Source organism: Chloracidobacterium sp. (assembly GCA_016720705.1).
GTDB lineage: Bacteria > Acidobacteriota > Blastocatellia > Pyrinomonadales > Pyrinomonadaceae > OLB17.
Window position 1 is genome coordinate 1,965,445 of sequence record JADKKB010000007.1, and the last position, 17,511, is coordinate 1,982,955.

General features: G+C 54.4%; 19 protein-coding genes and 1 pseudogene. 9 read left to right on the forward strand and 11 right to left on the reverse strand.

From position 1 onward, the window contains the following. Nucleotides 1–4: 4 nt before the first annotated feature. The 8 genes and pseudogenes from IPQ00_15975 to IPQ00_16010 form a co-directional block, all read right to left on the reverse strand. On the reverse strand, nt 5–1,471 hold the full coding sequence (locus IPQ00_15975) for an SDR family oxidoreductase (GenBank protein ID MBL0242063.1): 1,467 nt from the start codon (nt 1,469–1,471) through the stop codon (nt 5–7). 81 nt (nt 1,472–1,552) lie between these two features. Beyond that, nucleotides 1,553–2,629 (reverse strand): hypothetical protein, encoded by a 1,077-nt coding sequence (locus tag IPQ00_15980; GenBank protein MBL0242064.1) that lies wholly within the window; start codon nt 2,627–2,629, stop codon nt 1,553–1,555. 203 nt (nt 2,630–2,832) lie between these two features. Then, nucleotides 2,833–3,141, reverse strand: a complete 309-nt coding sequence (locus IPQ00_15985; GenBank protein ID MBL0242065.1) for a HigA family addiction module antidote protein — start codon at nt 3,139–3,141, stop codon at nt 2,833–2,835. 11 nt (nt 3,142–3,152) lie between these two features. After that, nucleotides 3,153–3,434, reverse strand: a pseudogene (locus IPQ00_15990) (type II toxin-antitoxin system RelE/ParE family toxin). Nucleotides 3,435–3,474: 40 nt separating this feature from the next. Further along, nucleotides 3,475–4,083 carry an ASCH domain-containing protein gene (locus IPQ00_15995; GenBank protein ID MBL0242066.1) on the reverse strand — a complete coding sequence of 203 codons (609 nt, stop codon included), beginning with the start codon at nt 4,081–4,083 and terminating at the stop codon, nt 3,475–3,477. Nucleotides 4,084–4,123: 40 nt separating this feature from the next. After that, complete coding sequence (locus IPQ00_16000) at nt 4,124–4,615, reverse strand: SRPBCC domain-containing protein (protein ID MBL0242067.1); 492 nt, start codon at nt 4,613–4,615, stop codon at nt 4,124–4,126. A gap of 10 nt (nt 4,616–4,625) precedes the next feature. Further along, the gene (locus IPQ00_16005; GenBank protein ID MBL0242068.1) at nt 4,626–6,143 is read right to left on the reverse strand and encodes a DUF853 family protein; all 1,518 of its coding nucleotides are present in this window, start codon (nt 6,141–6,143) and stop codon (nt 4,626–4,628) included. Between the two features lie 66 nt (nt 6,144–6,209). Next, nucleotides 6,210–6,809 carry a YdeI/OmpD-associated family protein gene (locus IPQ00_16010; protein MBL0242069.1) on the reverse strand — a complete coding sequence of 200 codons (600 nt, stop codon included), beginning with the start codon at nt 6,807–6,809 and terminating at the stop codon, nt 6,210–6,212. Between the two features lie 284 nt (nt 6,810–7,093). On the opposite strand from IPQ00_16010, the gene IPQ00_16015 reads away from it, so the two are divergent. Together IPQ00_16015 and IPQ00_16020 are read left to right on the forward strand one after the other, a co-directional pair. Next, on the forward strand, nt 7,094–9,214 hold the full coding sequence (locus tag IPQ00_16015; protein ID MBL0242070.1) for a sodium-translocating pyrophosphatase: 2,121 nt from the start codon (nt 7,094–7,096) through the stop codon (nt 9,212–9,214). 150 nt (nt 9,215–9,364) lie between these two features. Continuing rightward, nucleotides 9,365–10,099: a hypothetical protein gene (locus IPQ00_16020; protein MBL0242071.1), complete on the forward strand. Its 735-nt coding sequence runs from the start codon at nt 9,365–9,367 to the stop codon at nt 10,097–10,099. Nucleotides 10,100–10,194: 95 nt separating this feature from the next. Here the strand turns inward: IPQ00_16020 and carA are convergent, their stop codons facing one another. The 3 genes from carA to IPQ00_16035 all read right to left on the reverse strand — a co-directional run bounded on the left by carA (nt 10,195) and on the right by IPQ00_16035 (nt 12,435). After that, on the reverse strand, nt 10,195–11,283 hold the full coding sequence (carA, locus tag IPQ00_16025) for a glutamine-hydrolyzing carbamoyl-phosphate synthase small subunit (GenBank protein ID MBL0242072.1): 1,089 nt from the start codon (nt 11,281–11,283) through the stop codon (nt 10,195–10,197). Nucleotides 11,284–11,377: 94 nt separating this feature from the next. Beyond that, on the reverse strand, nt 11,378–12,106 hold the full coding sequence (lepB, locus tag IPQ00_16030; GenBank protein MBL0242073.1) for a signal peptidase I: 729 nt from the start codon (nt 12,104–12,106) through the stop codon (nt 11,378–11,380). Nucleotides 12,107–12,201: 95 nt separating this feature from the next. Continuing rightward, nucleotides 12,202–12,435 (reverse strand): hypothetical protein, encoded by a 234-nt coding sequence (locus IPQ00_16035; protein MBL0242074.1) that lies wholly within the window; start codon nt 12,433–12,435, stop codon nt 12,202–12,204. 330 nt (nt 12,436–12,765) lie between these two features. Here IPQ00_16035 and IPQ00_16040 point away from each other — a divergent pair, with 330 nt between their 5' ends. From IPQ00_16040 to IPQ00_16070, 7 genes are all read left to right on the forward strand, one after another. Next, entirely contained in the window at nt 12,766–13,782 is a 1,017-nt protein-coding gene (locus IPQ00_16040; protein ID MBL0242075.1) for a chitosanase, read from the forward strand. After that, nucleotides 13,779–13,961 (forward strand): hypothetical protein, encoded by a 183-nt coding sequence (locus IPQ00_16045; GenBank protein MBL0242076.1) that lies wholly within the window; start codon nt 13,779–13,781, stop codon nt 13,959–13,961. The genes IPQ00_16040 and IPQ00_16045 overlap by 4 nt, the downstream gene beginning before the upstream one ends. Nucleotides 13,962–13,982: 21 nt before the next feature. Then, nucleotides 13,983–14,384 (forward strand): hypothetical protein, encoded by a 402-nt coding sequence (locus IPQ00_16050; protein MBL0242077.1) that lies wholly within the window; start codon nt 13,983–13,985, stop codon nt 14,382–14,384. Beyond that, nucleotides 14,281–14,724, forward strand: coding sequence for a hypothetical protein (locus tag IPQ00_16055; GenBank protein MBL0242078.1), 444 nt, complete (start codon nt 14,281–14,283; stop codon nt 14,722–14,724). The genes IPQ00_16050 and IPQ00_16055 overlap by 104 nt, the downstream gene beginning before the upstream one ends. 19 nt (nt 14,725–14,743) lie before the next feature. Next, nucleotides 14,744–16,015, forward strand: a complete 1,272-nt coding sequence (locus IPQ00_16060) for a phage portal protein (protein ID MBL0242079.1) — start codon at nt 14,744–14,746, stop codon at nt 16,013–16,015. A gap of 54 nt (nt 16,016–16,069) precedes the next feature. Then, a complete protein-coding gene (locus IPQ00_16065; GenBank protein MBL0242080.1) occupies nt 16,070–16,513 on the forward strand; it encodes a hypothetical protein in 444 nt (147 codons plus the stop codon). A 78-nt stretch (nt 16,514–16,591) separates the two neighbouring features. Further along, nucleotides 16,592–17,443, forward strand: coding sequence for a P22 coat protein - protein 5 domain protein (locus tag IPQ00_16070; protein MBL0242081.1), 852 nt, complete (start codon nt 16,592–16,594; stop codon nt 17,441–17,443). Nucleotides 17,444–17,511: the final 68 nt, after the last annotated feature.

Genomic DNA, 17,511 nt, shown 5'->3' on the forward strand with positions numbered 1-17,511 from the left:
GCCGCTAGACATCGTCCTGAGGTTTTCGAAAGGCGATGATGTTTTCCGCCATTCCGCCGAAGACGAAATAGTGGAATGGAAGCACCGAATACCAGTAAAGCCGGCCGAGCAGACCTTTCGGGCGAAAGGTGGCTGTCTGTTTCAATTGCCACAAACCGTCCTTTTGGATGACGTTGAATTCCAGCCATGCTTCGCCGGGCAGTTTCATTTCAGCATATAAAAGCAGACGCTTTTTGGGCTTGTCGGCAACGAGGACACGCCAAAAATCAAGCGTGTCGCCCGCGTTGATCGTATCCGGCGATGTGCGGCCGCGCCGCAGTCCGACGCCGCCAAAAAACTTATCCATCAGGCCGCGGAGCGACCAGAGCCAGTTGGTGTAGTACCAACCGCGACTGCCGCCGAGCGACCAAATGTTATCGACGACATCATCGACATCGACCGCTCGCGGGATCGGTATGGTTCGGTCATCGGTGAGGCAACCGTTAATGGGAACCTGCAAATGCTGCCGCAGAGAGTTGTCCTTAAAGCTGGAGACCAACGAATCCTTCCAACTTGAGACGACGGCGTTCTGGCTTATCTTCTGAAACGCAAGTTCGACCGCCTCCCTATAAGGGATCAGCCGTATGCCTAGGCTATCAGCGAGATCATTGGGCGCGGCGACCACCTCGACCTTCATACTGTTGACCAGATTGACGGCGAGGCGATATGACGTGCTGGTCACAAAATAGAGCCAATACGATGACAGCTTAGGCGTCATTATAGGAACGGTATAGATCCAGCGTTTGAGGCCTCGAACCTCGGCAAACTGGTTCAGCATCTCTTTGTAAGTCATTACGTCCGGGCCGCCAATGTCGTAAGACCGGCCGTAGGTGTCTTCGCGAAAGAGGACGCCGGACAGGTATTCGAGTACATTCCGGATAGCGATCGGCTGTGTGCGAGTGTCTAGCCATCGGGGCGTGATCATTACCGGCAATTTCTCTACCAGGTCGCGTATGATCTCAAATGACGAACTGCCTGACCCGACGATGATCGCCGCCTTGAGCGAGGTTACCGGAATGTCGCTGCTTCGCAGAACCTCATCGACCTTTTTACGTGACGCCAGATGCCTCGACAGGTCGCCGTCGTTGGTGATGCCCCCAAGGTAAATGATCTGCCGTGCCGAAGACCGTTTTAAGAGTTCGACGAAATTAACTGCTGCTTTAGATTCGAGTTTTTCGAAGCTCGACACGTCGTCACTCATCGAATGGATCAGATAGTAAGCCGCGTCAATGTCGTTTAGAGCGTCATTGCCCCGCACGTCCTCTAGAAAATCGATCTCTGTTACCGAAACATTCGGGTGTGCGTAAAGGCCGTTCGTAGGGAATCGATCCTTATCTCTGACCGCACACACGATCTCGTGCCCTTGCTCGACCAGGATCGGCAAGAGGCGCTTTCCGATATAGCCGTTTGCCCCTGTTAGAAGTATCTTCATTACACAATACAGTTTACGCTATCCGGGCATAACGCATTCGGTCACATCAAGGCTTAATAGTTGGAGATTAAATAACCACGACTAATATCTTGAGGCTAGGAGCGGGAGAGATACAGACTTCGTGCTGTCGAGCCACATACCATTTAGTACTGATGAATCGAAGGTCCCCGAGATCGACCCGCCATCTACCCAGCGGTGGTCGCTGTCCGTGTTGACGTTCATTTTGGTCTTACGCAACACATGTTCGGTTAATTGGAGTTTTGCGCCTTCGATATCCCCGGTGAGGTATATTCCTTTACGATATTTCAAATAAGCGTAGATGCCGTGCACCCCGTCGCTCCCGTCGATCTCTAGAATCGCCACAAACGGTGATTTGCCATCTACTGTGCCCTTGAACAATTGCGGTAAGGTGTTAGATCGGAATTTCGCCAAATTTCCCGATTGCAGGTTGAAAACGATCCTTCCATATTCGTTCAAATATTGTCGAAAGTCACGCAGATTAAACACAACCTCCATGTTCAAACCCTCGCAACACAGCGATTTTCCAAGGAGGTTGTCGCCGTCAATAGTTATCGAACCGGCCTTTATCGAAAAGTCCGAAAGATCATCGTGCGCAATGATCTCAAGAAGTCCTAAAAAGGCTTCCCGGTCGCCCGGTTCAACTTTCCGAGCCACTTCGGACCTGTAACTGCGCGAGCGTCTCTTAACTACGAGTTCGACAAATTTCTCGTATCCAATGTCAGAAAAGAGGTCACGTAATGAGATCCGATCGCCATTTTGAGCGTTGAAATTGTAATAGCGATTCCACCAATGCGTAGTCGCTCCGTCCATTGAGTTATAAAATCCGACGGATAGGATTCGCGGGCTATTAGCGAAAACGTCATACGAGAGCGAGACTTTGCGGCCATAGATCGACCCATCATTGATCATCACTTGTTCGAAGATGTTTTTCGGTTTTTTATCAGCTAACCCTAGCAGTTCAGAGAGTTGAAGAAATTGGTTGATCTTGGTTTCAACTCGTTCGTTACGGCGAAAGTTCAATATCGGAAATGAAAAGTCTTTTCCTTTTCGAACGGTGCGGACAGTGAAATATCCTGATTGGGCGAAGATCGAGATCCCGAGAATGAACACAAGCAGCAGTGCGGTGAACTTTTTCATGAGTAAATTACGAATTGAATCTCATTGACTAGAATATGAATAAGTTAACTATCAACTTTTTCTAATTTTAAATAAACCGTGCAGCCACAGTAGGTGGACTGTACGAAGCCACAGTTCTCGCGCCCGGTCGTGTTTCCGCCTTAACATCTCCAGCACCTTTTCGCCTTTGGGCAATAGGCGATAGCTGGGCCGGAGACCATTTATCAGGAAAGTACCACTTCCTTGTTCGCCCAGGGCGTTATTCCGGCGAGCACCGATTCCAGGGAATCTTTTGCGATCGCCGCGTCATAGTCAAGCTGGAGGCCTGTCCAAAAATTTTCCGACATTCCAAAAAAGCGCGACAGACGCAGGCCCGTGTCGGGCGTGATACCACGTGTGCCCGCTACGATCTCCCCGATGCGTCGCTGCTGGACGCCGATCTCCTTTGCCAGACGGTATTGAGTTATCCCCATCGGTTTCAGAAATTCTTCCAATAGAATTTCGCCGGGGTGCGGGTATGGAACCTTACGCATTGTAGTCTCCTTTAGTGGTAATCCACGATCTCAACGTTTGTCGGGCCTCCCGGCTCCCATATGAAGCAAACCCGAAACTGGTCATTGATTCGAATGCTAAACTCGCCAACGCGCTCGCCTCGTAGGGCTTCGAGTCGATTGCCGGGCGGAACCCTTAGGTCGTCAAGCCGTTCGGCCCGGTTGAGCATCGCCAATTTTCGCATTGCCGCGTTTTCGATGTTCACAAACCGCCTCACGCGTTAACCTTTGAACAATGCCTTCGTTTCTGAGCATTTGAACGAACGTAATGGCATAGTAAATAGTATTGTATGTCGCTAGTATTGGCAAGCAATATCAAGATAAATTTGCACCGTGCGATCGCTCCCGCAGGCAAATTAGAATTTTCTCACCCCTCGGCGACAAACGATAGCCGGGCCGCAGGCTTTCTGTTAATCCCAGAGCCTTCAGTTTTCTCACCCAGGGTTTGAAGTGCGGGATGTCGAGGCCGATCTGTTCGGCGAGGATCGCGGCGTGGATATTGGGTTGGTCGTGGATCATCTGCAGGTACATTTGTGTCCACCGACCACGCTTGCAGGCGATGTCGAGTTTATGGAGTTTTGCGATGATGTCGGCAACCTCATCTGGCGAGAGTTCGGCGTTTTGCCGCAGTTCTTTTCGCGGGTCCTCGCCGGCAAAGCGTATAGCGATGCGATAAATATCGGTCGGTTCGTCGCGTTCGATCAACTGAGCGAGCAGATCTTTTTTTGACGTGAATCCGGCAGCGATCGCATCCTCAACAGTGATCTTGCGTTCCGTAACGACCGCGACACCGTCGATAGCGAACACGCCGCGTTGCGTCATCTGCGTCCCGCCCGCCTTAACGCCGGGCTTTTTCCAGCGACGAAAGAGAAGCGAGATCTCGCCCGCCTTTATCTTATCCAAAATAATGTTTTTGATGAGCATTGCGATTAAAACAGACGGTCCGCCGACTAAACGGCCAAGGTCACGAATTCAGGACGTTGCGAATATCGGCGTTCTTGTTTCTCAGGTCGATGCCGCCCTCGAGGACGGATTTGAGGTTTGCGAGATAAAATGTCCATCCGGACAAGCAATCTATGTAAGTGACGCGTTTCGGATCGTCCGGAATATTGCTTTGAGTGAGTTCGACTACCGTTTCGCCGTACTCGTCACGGATCGTGACGGTGACAAGACAATTCTGTGTGAATGAGAACGCGAACCTTTCGTGGCCGTTTGCCTCGATTATCAGGCCGGCGTCGTTGATGTCATCGAGATGGCCGTGCCAACGCCAGAGATATGAGTCACCTGCCTCGACCTCGCGGTCGCGACCTTTCGGCGTGCCGTCGTACCCGACGTATTCGGCGGAGCGTGGTAACCAGCGGGTGATCTGAGATGGAACGGCCCACGCCTCATAGATAGCGTGGGCCGGGTATTTGACCGTGATCTGCCGTGTAAAACTGCTCCAATCACGACTCATTAAATATCTCCTAGAACCAACTGGATTTGCCCTTGCCTCCAAAAATACTGCCGAGTACTCCGCGAACGATCGTGTTACCGATCTGGCGGCCGATGGAGCTGCTCGCCGAGCGGGCGACGCTTTTTGTCACCGATTCGACCAGCGAGTCGTTTCGGCTGCTGCTCCGCGAGGATCTTGCCTCTTCCTTAGCCGCCTTGTCCGCTTCCTTTGCCGCGGCCTCAGCTTCTGCCGTCGCCTGCTGTTCGGCAATTTTTGCTTCGGCTTTTACTTGTAGAAGTTCGTATGCCGATTCACGGTCGATGGCGGTCTCGTAAACCCCGGCGACGAGCGAGTTGGCGATCAGGGCCGAGCGTTGTTCGGGCGAGATCGGCCCGATGTGGCCGACCGGCGGCACCACAAAAGCCCTGTCGACGACCGTCGGTATGCCTTTTTCATCAAGTGTTGAGATCAAAACCTCGCCGACGCCGAGCTCAGTGATGACGGTCTGGGTGTCGAGTTTTGGATTGACACGGAATGACGTGGCCGCGGCCTTGACGCCCTTTTGCTCCTGCGGGGTATAAGCCCGCAGAGCGTGCTGGATCCGGTTACCGAGCTGAGCGAGGACCTTTTCGGGAATGTCCGCCGGATTTTGGGTGACAAAGTAAACGCCAACGCCCTTCGATCTGATAAGGCGGACGACCTGCTCGACCTTATCGATCAGAGCCTGCGGTGCATCCGAGAAAAGCAGATGTGCTTCATCGAAAAAGAATACGAGTTTTGGCTTGTCGAGATCGCCCGCTTCGGGCAGAGACTCGAAAAGCTCGGAGAGCAGCCAGAGCAGGAACGTCGAATATAGTTTCGGAGCGTTGATCAACTGATCGGCAGCGAGCAGATTGAGCACGCCTTTGCCGCCCACCGACTGCATAAAATCTTCGAGTTTGACGGCCGGTTCACCGAAGAAATTGTCGCCGCCCTGTTCGTCGATCTGCAGCAGCCCGCGTTGGATAGCACCTACGGACGCCGATGAGACGTTGCCGTATTGGAGCGTGAGTTGGTCAGCATTGCCGCCGACAAACTGCATCAATGACTGCAGGTCCTTGAGGTCGAGTAGCATCAGGCCGTTGTCGTCGGCGTACTTAAAGGCGATCGACAGCACGCCTTCCTGCGTATCGTTAAGCTGCAACAGACGCGATATCAGCAGCGGACCCATTTCTGAAACCGTCGCCCGCAAAGGGTGGCCTTGTTTGCCGAAAACATCCCACAGCGTCGCCGGAAAACCCTCAAAAACAGGCGTGATGCCGAGCAGTTCGTTTCGTGCATCGACCTTCGAATTTCCGCCGCCGGCCTGCGTCACACCGGTCAGGTCACCCTTGATATCGGCCATAAAAACCGGCACGCCGCGCAATGCAAAGCCCTCGGCCAAACGCTGCAGTGTCACGGTCTTGCCGGTTCCGGTCGCACCGGTGATCACGCCGTGGCGGTTTGCCATATTGGTAAGCAGATGAAATTCGCCTTCGGTATTTTTGGCGACGAGTATTGGTTCAGTCATATTGTTTGTAACTCTTGTGCTGGTAACTATTGTATCGAGTTCGCACACTTGCCGGAACTCAAAAGCTTAACATTTTTCGTATTTCCAATTGCGGCGCTTGCCCTCACGCAGCCACTCGAGCGTGGTAGCGACACGTTTTTCGCGGGTCGCGTCAGTCTTTGCCTCGGTTATCCATTGGATGTACTCTCGTCGGCATCCGGCCGGAAAATTATTGAACGTTTCCGCCGCCCTTTCGTCCTTTGCCAGTGCCTCCAGCAAAATCTCCGGCACCGCGAGAGCCTTGCTCGCGGGTTTAGATTTAACGGCTTTTGTCCCGTCATCATTGAGCTTCATCGCTTGTTTGATGAGCTTTTTCAGAACGGCGTCGCTCGGCAGGTCATCCAATGAGGTCAGTCGGCCAAAACTGCCCATCGCGGTTTTGGTGTCTGAGAACTCATCCGACTCCATCATGCTTTGTTTCCAAAACCCGAAAGTACAATGCTGCTTGAATGCCGCAAACCCGCATAAAATGCCCTTATATCCAAAACTTGGCATTCCCCATTTGATCGTTTCCGTTGTGTCCGGACACGCCGAATGAACTAAAGCCCGCAGATGCGTTAGCACGGGTTTTGCGAAATCCTGCGACTTTTCGATATACGCGTCGATGCGCGGATCTGTTGTCGGCATAAAACTCCTCTCGATCGATCAAGGATGACTCGGATTATACACGATTTCCCATTCGAGTAACCAACAATGATCCTGACTAACGCTCATCGCCGCGGTCCGGCTAGTGATCTTTTACCGCTACATTATGCCCTGCGTTATTGATTAAATAGCTCATTTATTTGATAATCAGTAGTTTTGATGTTAGCTGCACTTTGTCTACGTTCGCCGTTTGAAAAAGCGAAGAGATAAAACTTTGCAATCAACGTACTCGGCAGTACGGCGAAGACATAAAGATAAGAACCAATATGAACGAATACGTAATTTACTTAACGCCCGCACTCGGCGTCCTTGGCTTGATCGTAATGGCATTTAAGTCGGCGTGGGTCAGCAAGCAGGATGCCGGCAACGAGACGATGCAGGAACTCGCACGCCATATCGCGGACGGTGCGATGGCGTTTCTTAAAGCGGAATGGAAGGTGCTCAGCATATTCGTTTTGCTCACAATGGCATTTCTCGCCTATTCCGGAACGATCCATTCGATAAACGGCAAGGCGATCCATTCGCACTGGGTTATCTCGATCGCATTTCTCATCGGAGCCGTGTTTTCCGCGACGGCCGGTTACATCGGGATGAAGGTTGCGACTAAGGCTAACGTCCGCACGACACAAGCGGCGCGTACGAGCCTGAAGCACGCACTGCACGTATCATTTACCGGCGGAACCGTAATGGGACTTGGCGTCGCGGGCCTTGCGGTCCTTGGTCTCGGTGGATTGTTTATCATATTCCTTTCAATGTTTGCGGATCTCGGAGCGAACCAGATCAAAACCACGATCGAAGTATTGACAGGCTTTTCGCTTGGTGCAGAGTCGATTGCACTCTTTTCACGAGTCGGCGGCGGTATTTACACCAAGGCTGCTGACGTCGGTGCCGACCTGGTCGGTAAGGTCGAAGCCGGGATCCCTGAGGACGACGTACGTAATCCGGCCACGATCGCTGATAACGTCGGCGATAACGTCGGCGACGTTGCAGGTATGGGAGCCGATCTATTCGGTTCATATGTGGCAACGATCCTGGCAACAATGGTTCTGGGACAGGAGATCGTCGTCAAGGACGGTTTTGGTAATATGTCGCCGATCCTTTTGCCGATGGTCATTTGTGGCCTTGGCATCGTGTTTTCGATCATCGGTACGATGTTCGTCCGCATTCACGACGACAAATCGAGCGTGCAGAACGCCCTGAATATCGGAAACTGGGTGTCGATGCTGCTGACTGTCGTCGCGTCCTATTTCGTCGTAATGTGGCTGCTACCTGACGGCCCGCTCACATCGCGTGCCAGCACGTTTACCAAAAACGGCGTCTTTATGGCGATCGTCGTCGGTACTATCGTGGGGGCCATAATGAGTGTCGTAACCGAGTATTTCACGGCAATGGGTAAAAAGCCGGTGCTCTCGATCGTCCAGCAATCATCGACAGGTCACGCGACCAACATCATCGGCGGCCTTGCTGTCGGTATGAAATCGACGGTCATCCCGATATTGACCCTGGCCGCCGGTATTATGGCGTCATATTATTTTGCGGGCTTGTATGGCGTGGCCATCGCCGCCGCCGGAATGATGGCGACGACCGCTATGCAGCTCGCGATCGACGCCTTCGGGCCGATCGCCGATAACGCCGGCGGTATTGCTGAAATGAGCAAATTGCCCCCCGAGGTTCGCGAACGCACGGATAATCTCGATGCCGTCGGTAACACCACCGCGGCAACCGGAAAGGGTTTTGCGATCGCATCGGCGGCACTTACTTCACTGGCGTTGTTTGCGGCCTTTGTCGGTATGGCCGGTATCGACCGCATCGACATCTACAAGGCAAATGTACTCGCCGGATTGTTCGTCGGCGGTATGATCCCGTTCATTTTCTCAGCATTGTGCATCCAGGCGGTCGGTAAGGCTGCGATGGAGATGGTCGAGGAAGTCCGTCGTCAGTTCCGCGAGATCCCGGGCATTATGGATCATACTGCAGAACCCGAATATGAAAAGTGTGTGGCCATCTCGACCGAGGCGTCGATCAAGCAGATGCTGCTGCCGGGAGCGATCGCACTTAACGTGCCGGTCATCGTCGGCTTTATATTCGGCCCCGAAGTTTTGGGCGGATTGCTTGCCGGCGTTACGGTCTCAGGTGTGTTGATGGGTATTTTCCAATCCAACGCAGGCGGAGCGTGGGACAACGCCAAAAAGTCGTTTGAAAAGGGCGTGATGATCAACGGCGAGATGTACTACAAGGGATCCGAACCGCACAAGGCGTCGGTCACCGGCGACACGGTCGGCGATCCTTTCAAGGACACGTCCGGCCCGTCGATGAACATACTTATCAAGCTGATGTCTATCGTCTCGCTGGTCATCGCACCGTTCATTGCCGGCATCGGGCGATGATCGGGAGAATGAGGTTTGCATAGTAAAGAGCCCGGCTCACAAGGTCGGGCCTTTTTGCACAACTCTTTCCCTTTTGGAAAAAGTGTTGGCAACAGTTGGCAGTCTCGGCAGCATCATTGTCACGACAGTATTTTGTGTTAGAAATTGAAAATGATCTTTATGAAAATCTTTGTTAAAACATCATTCGCGGCTGTGATCGCGATAGCCGCTGCGGTAATACTAATGCCGCAATTTACGTTTGCTCAGGACGAAGATAAACCGATCGACAAGTCGGCCGTAGCGTCAACCGGGACAAAAGCGTCGGACTTTGCACCCAAGGGCTGGAAGGTCGAAGAAGAGGTCAAGGGCGACGTCACCGCTGATGGCATCCCGGACCTCGTCATTAAGCTTATCGAAGACAAAAAGACGAGCGAAGACGAACCGGTCAATCGCAATCGTGCATTGGTCGTCGCCGTCAGCGATGGCAAAGGAAGCTATCGAACTGCCGCGATCAACGACAACTTGCTGCAGTGCACATCGTGTGGCGGTGCATTCTACGGCGTGCTGGACGCTCCGGCGGACGTTGCGATCGTTAAGGGTGTAATCGTTACTTCGGACGAATCCGGTTCGCGTTGGGTCAGCAATACCGAATACAAGTTCCGATATGATTCGACGTTAGATAAGTTCGTGCTGATCGGCTTTGATTACGCTAGCCGCGACCGTGCCGAAGCTTCCGTTTCGAGCGAAAGTACCAATTACATTACCAGCAAACGCATCACCGAGACGAGCAAGGGAAAACGCACTGTTAAAAAGACGGCGGTGATCAAGAAAACGGTCATCACGCTCGACGAGCTCAATGCTGAAGAGCTCGAAGGCGAAGCATTAAAACGCCTCGGACTCGATTAATAGACTTAGCTAAAGCAACTTACGAAAAGGCACGAAACCTAAGCCGATGATATCTCGGCAAACAGGGTTTCGGGCCTTTTCTCGTTGTCGATCTGTTACGCCATCATTCCAATAAACCGCTCGAATAGATACTCCGAATCGTGCGGGCCGGGGGCGGATTCGGGGTGATATTGGACAGAAAATACGGGCAATGTCGTGTGCCGAAGTCCGGCGACCGTCTGATCGTTGAGGTTGACGTGTGTCACCTCGACATCCGCCGGCAGGCTCGCGGCATCGACGGCAAAGCCGTGATTGTGGGCCGTGATCTCGATCTTGCCGGTGGTCAGATCCTTGACCGGTTGATTGCCTCCGCGGTGGCCGTACTTGAGCTTGTACGTCGTCCCGCCAAATGCCGAACCGATCAACTGATGGCCGAGACAGATGCCGAACATCGGGATTTGCGATGCAACAAGCTTTTTGACCTCGTTGACCACGGTCTGCATCGACGCCGGATCGCCCGGGCCGTTCGAGAGAAAGATGCCGTCCGGTTTGAGAGCAAGTACCTCGTCGGCGGACGTCGCGGCCGGCACGACCGTGACGCGGCAACCAAACTTTGCAAATTCACGAAGGCTATTGGTCTTGATCCCAAAATCGTATGCGACGACGTGAAATCGCTCACTGCCATCGGCGGAATATTCGTAGGCTGTGCCGGTGGTGACGCTGGTCGCAAGTTCGCGATCGGTCATCTCCGGAGACGCCAGCACCTTGGCGAGTAGCGATTCGCGATCTGCATCGATCGTCGAGATCCCGGCTCGCATCGCACCTTTGTCGCGAATGTGCCGCACCAGGGCGCGTGTATCGATGTGCTCGATGGCGACGATGTCATTTGCCTTTAGGTAGTCCTGCAGAGACATCGTCGAGCGAAAATTCGACGCTATCCGGCTTGCCTCGCGTACCACAAACCCCTCAGCCCACGGCCGTCTCGATTCCACATCCTCGGTGTTGGTGCCGTAATTGCCGATCAGCGGATAGGTCATACAGATGATCTGTCCCGCGTATGATGGGTCGGTCAATATCTCCTGATAGCCCGACATTGATGTGTTAAAGACCATCTCGCCAAACCGCTCTCCGTCGGCGCCAAACGACGTCCCGACAAACGTACGTCCGTCCTCAAGTACCAAAATTGCCTTACTTGCTTTGTCCATCAGAGATAGATTTTAACGTATTAGGCGCGAGGCGGGAAACTTAGCGTGGGCAGTATGACCATTAGCCGTAGATATTCGCAACTATCCAACCGCGTTATCTGGTGTCGTCAGCCCGAAAGTCGCTCTCGTCCGGCGTGGGCGTAGGGGTCGGCGTTGGTCTGGGAACGCTGCTATCGTATTCGCCGTGTTCGAGAAAACCGATCATTGACGGTTTCCAATAACGAAAAAAAGCCTTTCCGTAGATATACTTTTCCGGAACGAGTCCCCAGTAGCGCGAGTCGGACGAATTGTCGCGGTTATCGCCCATCACAAAATAATGATGCTCTTCGACCTTCTTTGACGGCCAACTCGGCAGTGATTGGTTATGTTCCACGTCGAGGTAGGTTTCCTTGAGCTCGGTCCCGTTGATAAAGACCTTGCCGTTGCGGACCTCGACGTTCTCGCCCGGCAATCCGATGACGCGCTTTACATAGCTCTTGTCCGGATCATTCGGAAACCAAAAAACAACGATGTCGCCGCGTTCGATATGCCCCCAACTGACACTCTGTATCTTGTAATAGACCAGCTTATTAACGAGCAGACGCTCGCCGTCGTGTAACTGCGGCAGCATCGACGTGCCCTCGACCACCACCGGTTGGACAAAAAATACGCCGAATAGGATAAAGACCACGACGATCAAAAAAATATCGCGGACCAATCTCAGAGCCTCGGACCAAATGCCCTGACGCGATTCGCTTCGGAGGCTGAGTATGTCGATATCGCTGTCATCCCGAGGATCGACCGAACCGAATGTGTGCTTTTTTTTGCCGCGCAGGTCAAACATATATCGCGACGCCGTAAATAACAGCGTCAATAACAAGTTAGACTTCGCCAACCGCTTTGTCAAAGAATTTGCAACCCTTCGGGCGGCGTCAAACTCTATTTCGAAAGACTCCTGACCCATTTCAGAAAAGAGTCTTCGTAAACGAGCCAGCCAAAGCGTGTCGGACCCTGGCCGACGGTCTCGAATGTCCCGTTTTCGCAAAGTGAGATGAGAGTCGGCCGCGACGGTGCCGGCGTAATTATCCTGTGCTTTTTTATCAGACGGCTGATCTCGGTCAAGCGTAGTGTGGGGCGAGGTGATATATCCAACAAGCGTTTCGTGATAGTCATTGTCTTATGTGGTAGTTTCGGCATATTTGTTGACGTCATAGGGTTTGGGCGACCTGCATAAATTACGTAAATTCGGTAAATATCGTAAATACAATAAATCTCGTAAAGATCGTAAAAAGCTTCAATATCATAAATATCGTAAATCGGATCTCGGCAAAAGCGTATTAGTCTATTACTAAGGCCGAAAGGTTCGCCCGGGGGCAAGGGTGGATGGCATTACTGTAACTTGCTATCACCCGACCGTTGGATAATATCAAACGAATAGCTCTAACGCAAGCGAATGTTCTTCGGTTTCTAAATATTATTTTTCGATATTGGAGACAACAAACTATGACATTTACACAGACCGATAAGTTAAAGGCATTTGCGATCGTCAAGACATTTGAGACATCGCATCCCGCGGGCGATTATGCCGCCTGCATTGTACTAAACGACGGTGCCGGTATCTCGTACGGCATCAGCCAGTTCACACATCGCTCAGGGTCGCTTCGTGCGGTCGTCGACCAGTATTTGGCGTCCGGCGCAACAGTCGGCGCCGAGGTGATGAACGGTCGCAGGAGTGATCTGAGCGACACATCGGGCCGCTCGATCAGCAAACTCTCCGGCGACAGCGAATTCAGACGAGCCTTGCGCGCCGCTGCGGCGACCGACGAGATGCGCGCCGCGCAGATGGCCGTCAACGACACGCTCTATTTCAAGCCGGCGATCGCCGCCTGCGAGCGTATGGGGTTTACCCAGCCGTTGAGCCTCGCCGTCATCTTCGACTCCGTAGTTCACGGGTCATTTTATCGCGTCGCGAGAGGCGTTGCGGCCGCCAGGTCAGATGAAAAGGCCTGGATCACGGCCTATGTCCGCCGACGTGATGGCTGGCTGGCGAGTTATCCGAGGCTCAAGGCGACACGCTATCGGATGAGGTTCTTTCTGGGCCAGATCGCGATATCAAACTGGGGTCTCGCATTTCCGCTCGATGTACAAGGCGTGCGGATAACTGCCAAGTCACTCGGATATGTCGAAGCAGTCAAATCCGCCACCGCCTCGCCGGCAAAACCGCCGACGATCGCGGCCGCCGAGCCGACGACATCGATAGTCGAGGGCTATGACCGTATCGAGAGTGCCGTAAGCACTGCGTTTACGCGGGCTGACGCCGCCAAATCGCTCTGGACCACCGTCTTCGGCACCGTCTGGCAGACATTTTGGGCGGTTGCGGCATTTCTCGCCGGACTGCCGCGGGAGATCTGGGTCATCTCGGCCGTCATCGCCGGCATTTTAATGTTCGGCTATCTCTATCGACAGATCGAACTCGGCCGGATCCGCGAAAGGGCGGCCACGGGGAGCACACAAATATGAACGACACCAAAAACCTCCTGATCGCGTGGTCGAGTTCTGCGACCTGCCTTTTTGCGGCGATCGAGACTCGCACCTTGATAACGATCGTCTCGGCGGTCGTACTGCCGATCATCTTTTTTGTCTGCGGCAAGGCGATCGACGTATTGCTGCAGATCTATTTTCGCCGCGACAGAGACTGACGCAGGCAGGAGCAAGATCCTATGACTGACAACACAAAAATAAAACTGATCGGCGGTGCCCTGCTGGCACTTTTGGCAATATCGACGGCCGGATGGTTGGTGACGACCGTCAGGGTCGAGCGTGCAGAACGCCGGTTGACCAATGCCGTCGCTGCGTCCGCCAAGGCCGAAAGCGAGGCAGCAGCTCACAAACTCGAGGCCGCTGAGTACATACAACAGATCGCCTCGCTCGAGAGCCAACTCGCCGAGATCAGATCGACCACAGCAAAACAAGATGAAAAACTCAAAAACACGACTACTAATACCCGCAATGCTCGTAATGATCTCGAGCGTATTCGCCGCACAAGCCCAAACCCAAACAACGCCAATGCAGGAGCCAACGCCGTCTGCGAGAGGCTTGGATCCGTCGGCCATCCGTGCTGACGTGGGGCTCAGGTCCGCGTGTCTCGCTGCAGCGGCCGACCTCGAAGCCACACGCCGTCTGGCAGATGCCCTGACGGCCGAAAATGTGGCACTGATGGAGCGACTCGAAACAGAAAAGCGCGCATCGACAGTATTTGCGGAGCTCGACACGGCGCGACGGTCTGAGGCGGGAGCACTGAGGCAGGCGATCGCCGCCGGAGAACGCGTGATCGTAGCCAAGAATGGCGAGATCGCAGCTCGCGACAAGCTAATTGACGAGCTGCGGCGGAGGCGCTCATCGCCGTGGCGCAGGCTCGGCGACATTCTGATCGGGGCGGCAATCACCGCCATTCTCAAATGACAATTATGGAGAAACGAATATGAATGAACATATACAGGAGGCCGTAGAGCATTTTCGCTCGCGGACGGCGACATATACGAGGGCCGAGCGGTACTACGCCGGCGATCACGACCTTGCGTTTGCGACCGACAAATTCAAAAACGCCTTCGGCACGCTCTTTCGCGAATTTGCGATGAATCTCTGCCCCGCGATCTGCGATGCAGTGCGCGACAAGCTGCGAGTGACCGGATTTTCGCTCGACGGCGGCGATGAGGGCACGGCAGGTGAGTTGACGGCCAATGCACGACGCATCTGGTCAGCCGGCAAGATGCGTTTGCGGGCCGGAGAAGTGCACAAGGAAGCACTCAAATGCGGCGACGCATATATGATCGTGTGGCCCGACGCTGCCGGCAACGCAGCATTGTATCCGAATCGGGCATCGACCTGCACGGTCACCTATGACGACGAGCATCCGGGCCGCATTGTCCGTGCCGCCAAATATTGGCGCACGGCCGACAAGCGACTGCGTTTCAATCTCTTCTATCCCGACCGAATCGAAAGGTACGTCTCGAAACGCGATTCGGATAGCCTGTCGGACGCAGCGTCTCTGACGGCGAACGGGCCGGACGTTCCCAATCCGTTCGGCGTCGTTCCGGTATTTCACTTTGCTAACAATGCCGACATCGCGGCATTTGGCAAATGCGAGTTTGACGCGGCGATCCCGATCCAGGACGGCCTTAACAAGTCTGTTCTGGATATGCTCGTGGCAATGGAGTATGCGGCGTACCGTCAACGCTGGGCGTCGGGCATCGAGGTCGAATATGACCTCGACGGCAATGCGCACACGCCATTTACGGCGGGTGCCGACCACGTCTGGATGTCGAGCAATACCGATTCGAAATTTGGCGATTTTAACGCCTCGTCGCTCGATCAATTCCTAAAGGTCAAGGATGGCTTTCGCATCGACATCGCGTCGGTCACGGGCACGCCGCTGCATTATTTTACGCCGGTTACCGACGCACTTCGGACCGGCGCCGGCGTCAAGCGTAATGAAACGCGATTTTTGGCAAAGGTCCGCGATCGTCAGGAGGCGTTCGGGCAGGTGTGGGCCGATGTGATGAGTTTCGCGCTTTTGGCTGAGGGCCTTGCGGCGGATGCACGTCTGCTGACGCTCTGGGAGGATCCGGCGCCGATCTCCGACCGCGAAGTGCTCGAAAATATCATTCTCAAAAAGCAGATCGGGCTCCCGGACGCTCAGGCTCTATCGGAGGCGGGCTATGGCGAGGCTGATATCAAGCGAATGCTCGCTTAACACCGACTAGATCCTCTTAAGTCAGACAGGACAATTGCAAAACGATAAAACAATATGAAAACTCCAACAACAATCGAACCAACTACACCCGTCGAAGCGGTGCCACCGCCTGACGATACTCCCGACGTTGCACTGGCAGCACTCGCCGCCGAAAATGCGGAGCTTCGCTCAGCCATTCAGATTAGCAATGCCCGCGACGCGATCATCGCTGACCTGACCGCCGCCGGGGCACGCTCGCCACGCTTGCTGTATGACGCTGTAAAAAGCGAGATCAGCGTCACACCCGACGGCGTCGTCGCCGGTCGCACCGAGGTGGTCGAAAGGCTAAAGGCCGCCTTCCCCGAGCAATTCGGCACCGCAGCACCGCCATCGATCGACGCGGGTGCGGGCCGAACCGCCGCTACGGTGCTCACCCGCGATGCACTCGCCCGAATGTCGCCGGTCGAGATCGCCGCCCTCGACTGGCAAGCGGTCAAGCAGGCGCTCGCGGCCAAGTAGCGGCTCGGATAGTATCCCGGCCGCATCCCGGCGGCCCGAGAGGGCCGTTTAACTTCAGACCATTAAAAGGAAAACAATATGTCAATCGAATTTATCCCGACAGTATGGGCCGCGAGACTGCTCGTCGCTCTCGACAAGTCACTCGTATATGGACAAGCGAATGTGTGTAACCGCGATTACGAAGGCGAGATCCGCGAGGCCGGCAATACGGTCAAGATCGCGTCGATCGGCGACGTTACGGTCGCTGATTATGTCAAAAACAGCGATATCGCCGACCCCGAGACGCTGACCGACGAAGAGCAGAGTCTGCTCATCGACAACGCCAAGTACTTTAACTTCTACGTGGACAGCGTGGACCGTGCCCAGGCCAATGCGAACATTATGGATGAGGCGATGCGTCGCTCGGCGTGGTCGCTGAGGGCGGCGGCCGACACCTTTCTGGCGGCGGCGATGGAGGCCGCGGTGCCGTCCGGCAACAAGATCGGCACGGTCGGTGATCCGGTGGTGCCGACCAAGGACGATGCGTACGAGCATCTCGTCGATCTCGGCGTCCTGCTCGACGAGGGCAATGTGCCGGTCGATGGCCGATTTGTCGTCGTGCCGGCGTGGTTTCACGGGCTGTTGCTCAAGGATGACCGATTCGTCCGCTCCGGCACATTTCGCGGCGACATCCGCCTGGCGAATGGCGAGGTGGGCGAGGCCGCCGGTTTCCGCATACTGAAATCCAATAATGTGCCCAACACATCGGGAGCAATATTCAAGATCATCGCCGGCCACTCAATGGCGACGTCCTTTGCCGAGCAGGTGCTGGATGTGCAGACATACCAGCCCGAAAAGCGCTTTGGCGACGCGGTCAAGGGCCTGCACGTTTACGGTGCCAAGGTCGTCAGGCCGACGGCGCTCTCGATGCTGATCGCCGATAAGGCGTAACCCTGCGGGGCGTGGGCGGCCGTTGACGCCGGCAGTCTTGGGGGCCGTCCACGCATATATTTAACGAT

What these genes read in the sequence shown, in the direction of transcription:
- carA (MBL0242072.1), bottom strand. Translation starts at nt 11,283, where the DNA reads ATGGACAAAGCAAGTAAGGCAATTTTGGTACTTGAGGACGGACGTACG.
- IPQ00_16000 (MBL0242067.1), bottom strand. Translation starts at nt 4,615, where the DNA reads ATGAGTCGTGATTGGAGCAGTTTTACACGGCAGATCACGGTCAAATAC.
- IPQ00_15995 (MBL0242066.1), bottom strand. Translation starts at nt 4,083, where the DNA reads ATGCTCATCAAAAACATTATTTTGGATAAGATAAAGGCGGGCGAGATC.
- IPQ00_16060 (MBL0242079.1), top strand. Translation starts at nt 14,744, where the DNA reads ATGAATGAACATATACAGGAGGCCGTAGAGCATTTTCGCTCGCGGACG.
- IPQ00_15980 (MBL0242064.1), bottom strand. Translation starts at nt 2,629, where the DNA reads ATGAAAAAGTTCACCGCACTGCTGCTTGTGTTCATTCTCGGGATCTCG.
- IPQ00_16015 (MBL0242070.1), top strand. Translation starts at nt 7,094, where the DNA reads ATGAACGAATACGTAATTTACTTAACGCCCGCACTCGGCGTCCTTGGC.
- IPQ00_16005 (MBL0242068.1), bottom strand. Translation starts at nt 6,143, where the DNA reads ATGACTGAACCAATACTCGTCGCCAAAAATACCGAAGGCGAATTTCAT.
- IPQ00_15985 (MBL0242065.1), bottom strand. Translation starts at nt 3,141, where the DNA reads ATGCGTAAGGTTCCATACCCGCACCCCGGCGAAATTCTATTGGAAGAA.
- IPQ00_16040 (MBL0242075.1), top strand. Translation starts at nt 12,766, where the DNA reads ATGACATTTACACAGACCGATAAGTTAAAGGCATTTGCGATCGTCAAG.
- IPQ00_16070 (MBL0242081.1), top strand. Translation starts at nt 16,592, where the DNA reads ATGTCAATCGAATTTATCCCGACAGTATGGGCCGCGAGACTGCTCGTC.
- IPQ00_16065 (MBL0242080.1), top strand. Translation starts at nt 16,070, where the DNA reads ATGAAAACTCCAACAACAATCGAACCAACTACACCCGTCGAAGCGGTG.
- lepB (MBL0242073.1), bottom strand. Translation starts at nt 12,106, where the DNA reads ATGTTTGACCTGCGCGGCAAAAAAAAGCACACATTCGGTTCGGTCGAT.
- IPQ00_15975 (MBL0242063.1), bottom strand. Translation starts at nt 1,471, where the DNA reads ATGAAGATACTTCTAACAGGGGCAAACGGCTATATCGGAAAGCGCCTC.
- IPQ00_16045 (MBL0242076.1), top strand. Translation starts at nt 13,779, where the DNA reads ATGAACGACACCAAAAACCTCCTGATCGCGTGGTCGAGTTCTGCGACC.
- IPQ00_16010 (MBL0242069.1), bottom strand. Translation starts at nt 6,809, where the DNA reads ATGCCGACAACAGATCCGCGCATCGACGCGTATATCGAAAAGTCGCAG.
- IPQ00_16020 (MBL0242071.1), top strand. Translation starts at nt 9,365, where the DNA reads ATGATCTTTATGAAAATCTTTGTTAAAACATCATTCGCGGCTGTGATC.
- IPQ00_16055 (MBL0242078.1), top strand. Translation starts at nt 14,281, where the DNA reads ATGATCTCGAGCGTATTCGCCGCACAAGCCCAAACCCAAACAACGCCA.
- IPQ00_16035 (MBL0242074.1), bottom strand. Translation starts at nt 12,435, where the DNA reads ATGACTATCACGAAACGCTTGTTGGATATATCACCTCGCCCCACACTA.
- IPQ00_16050 (MBL0242077.1), top strand. Translation starts at nt 13,983, where the DNA reads ATGACTGACAACACAAAAATAAAACTGATCGGCGGTGCCCTGCTGGCA.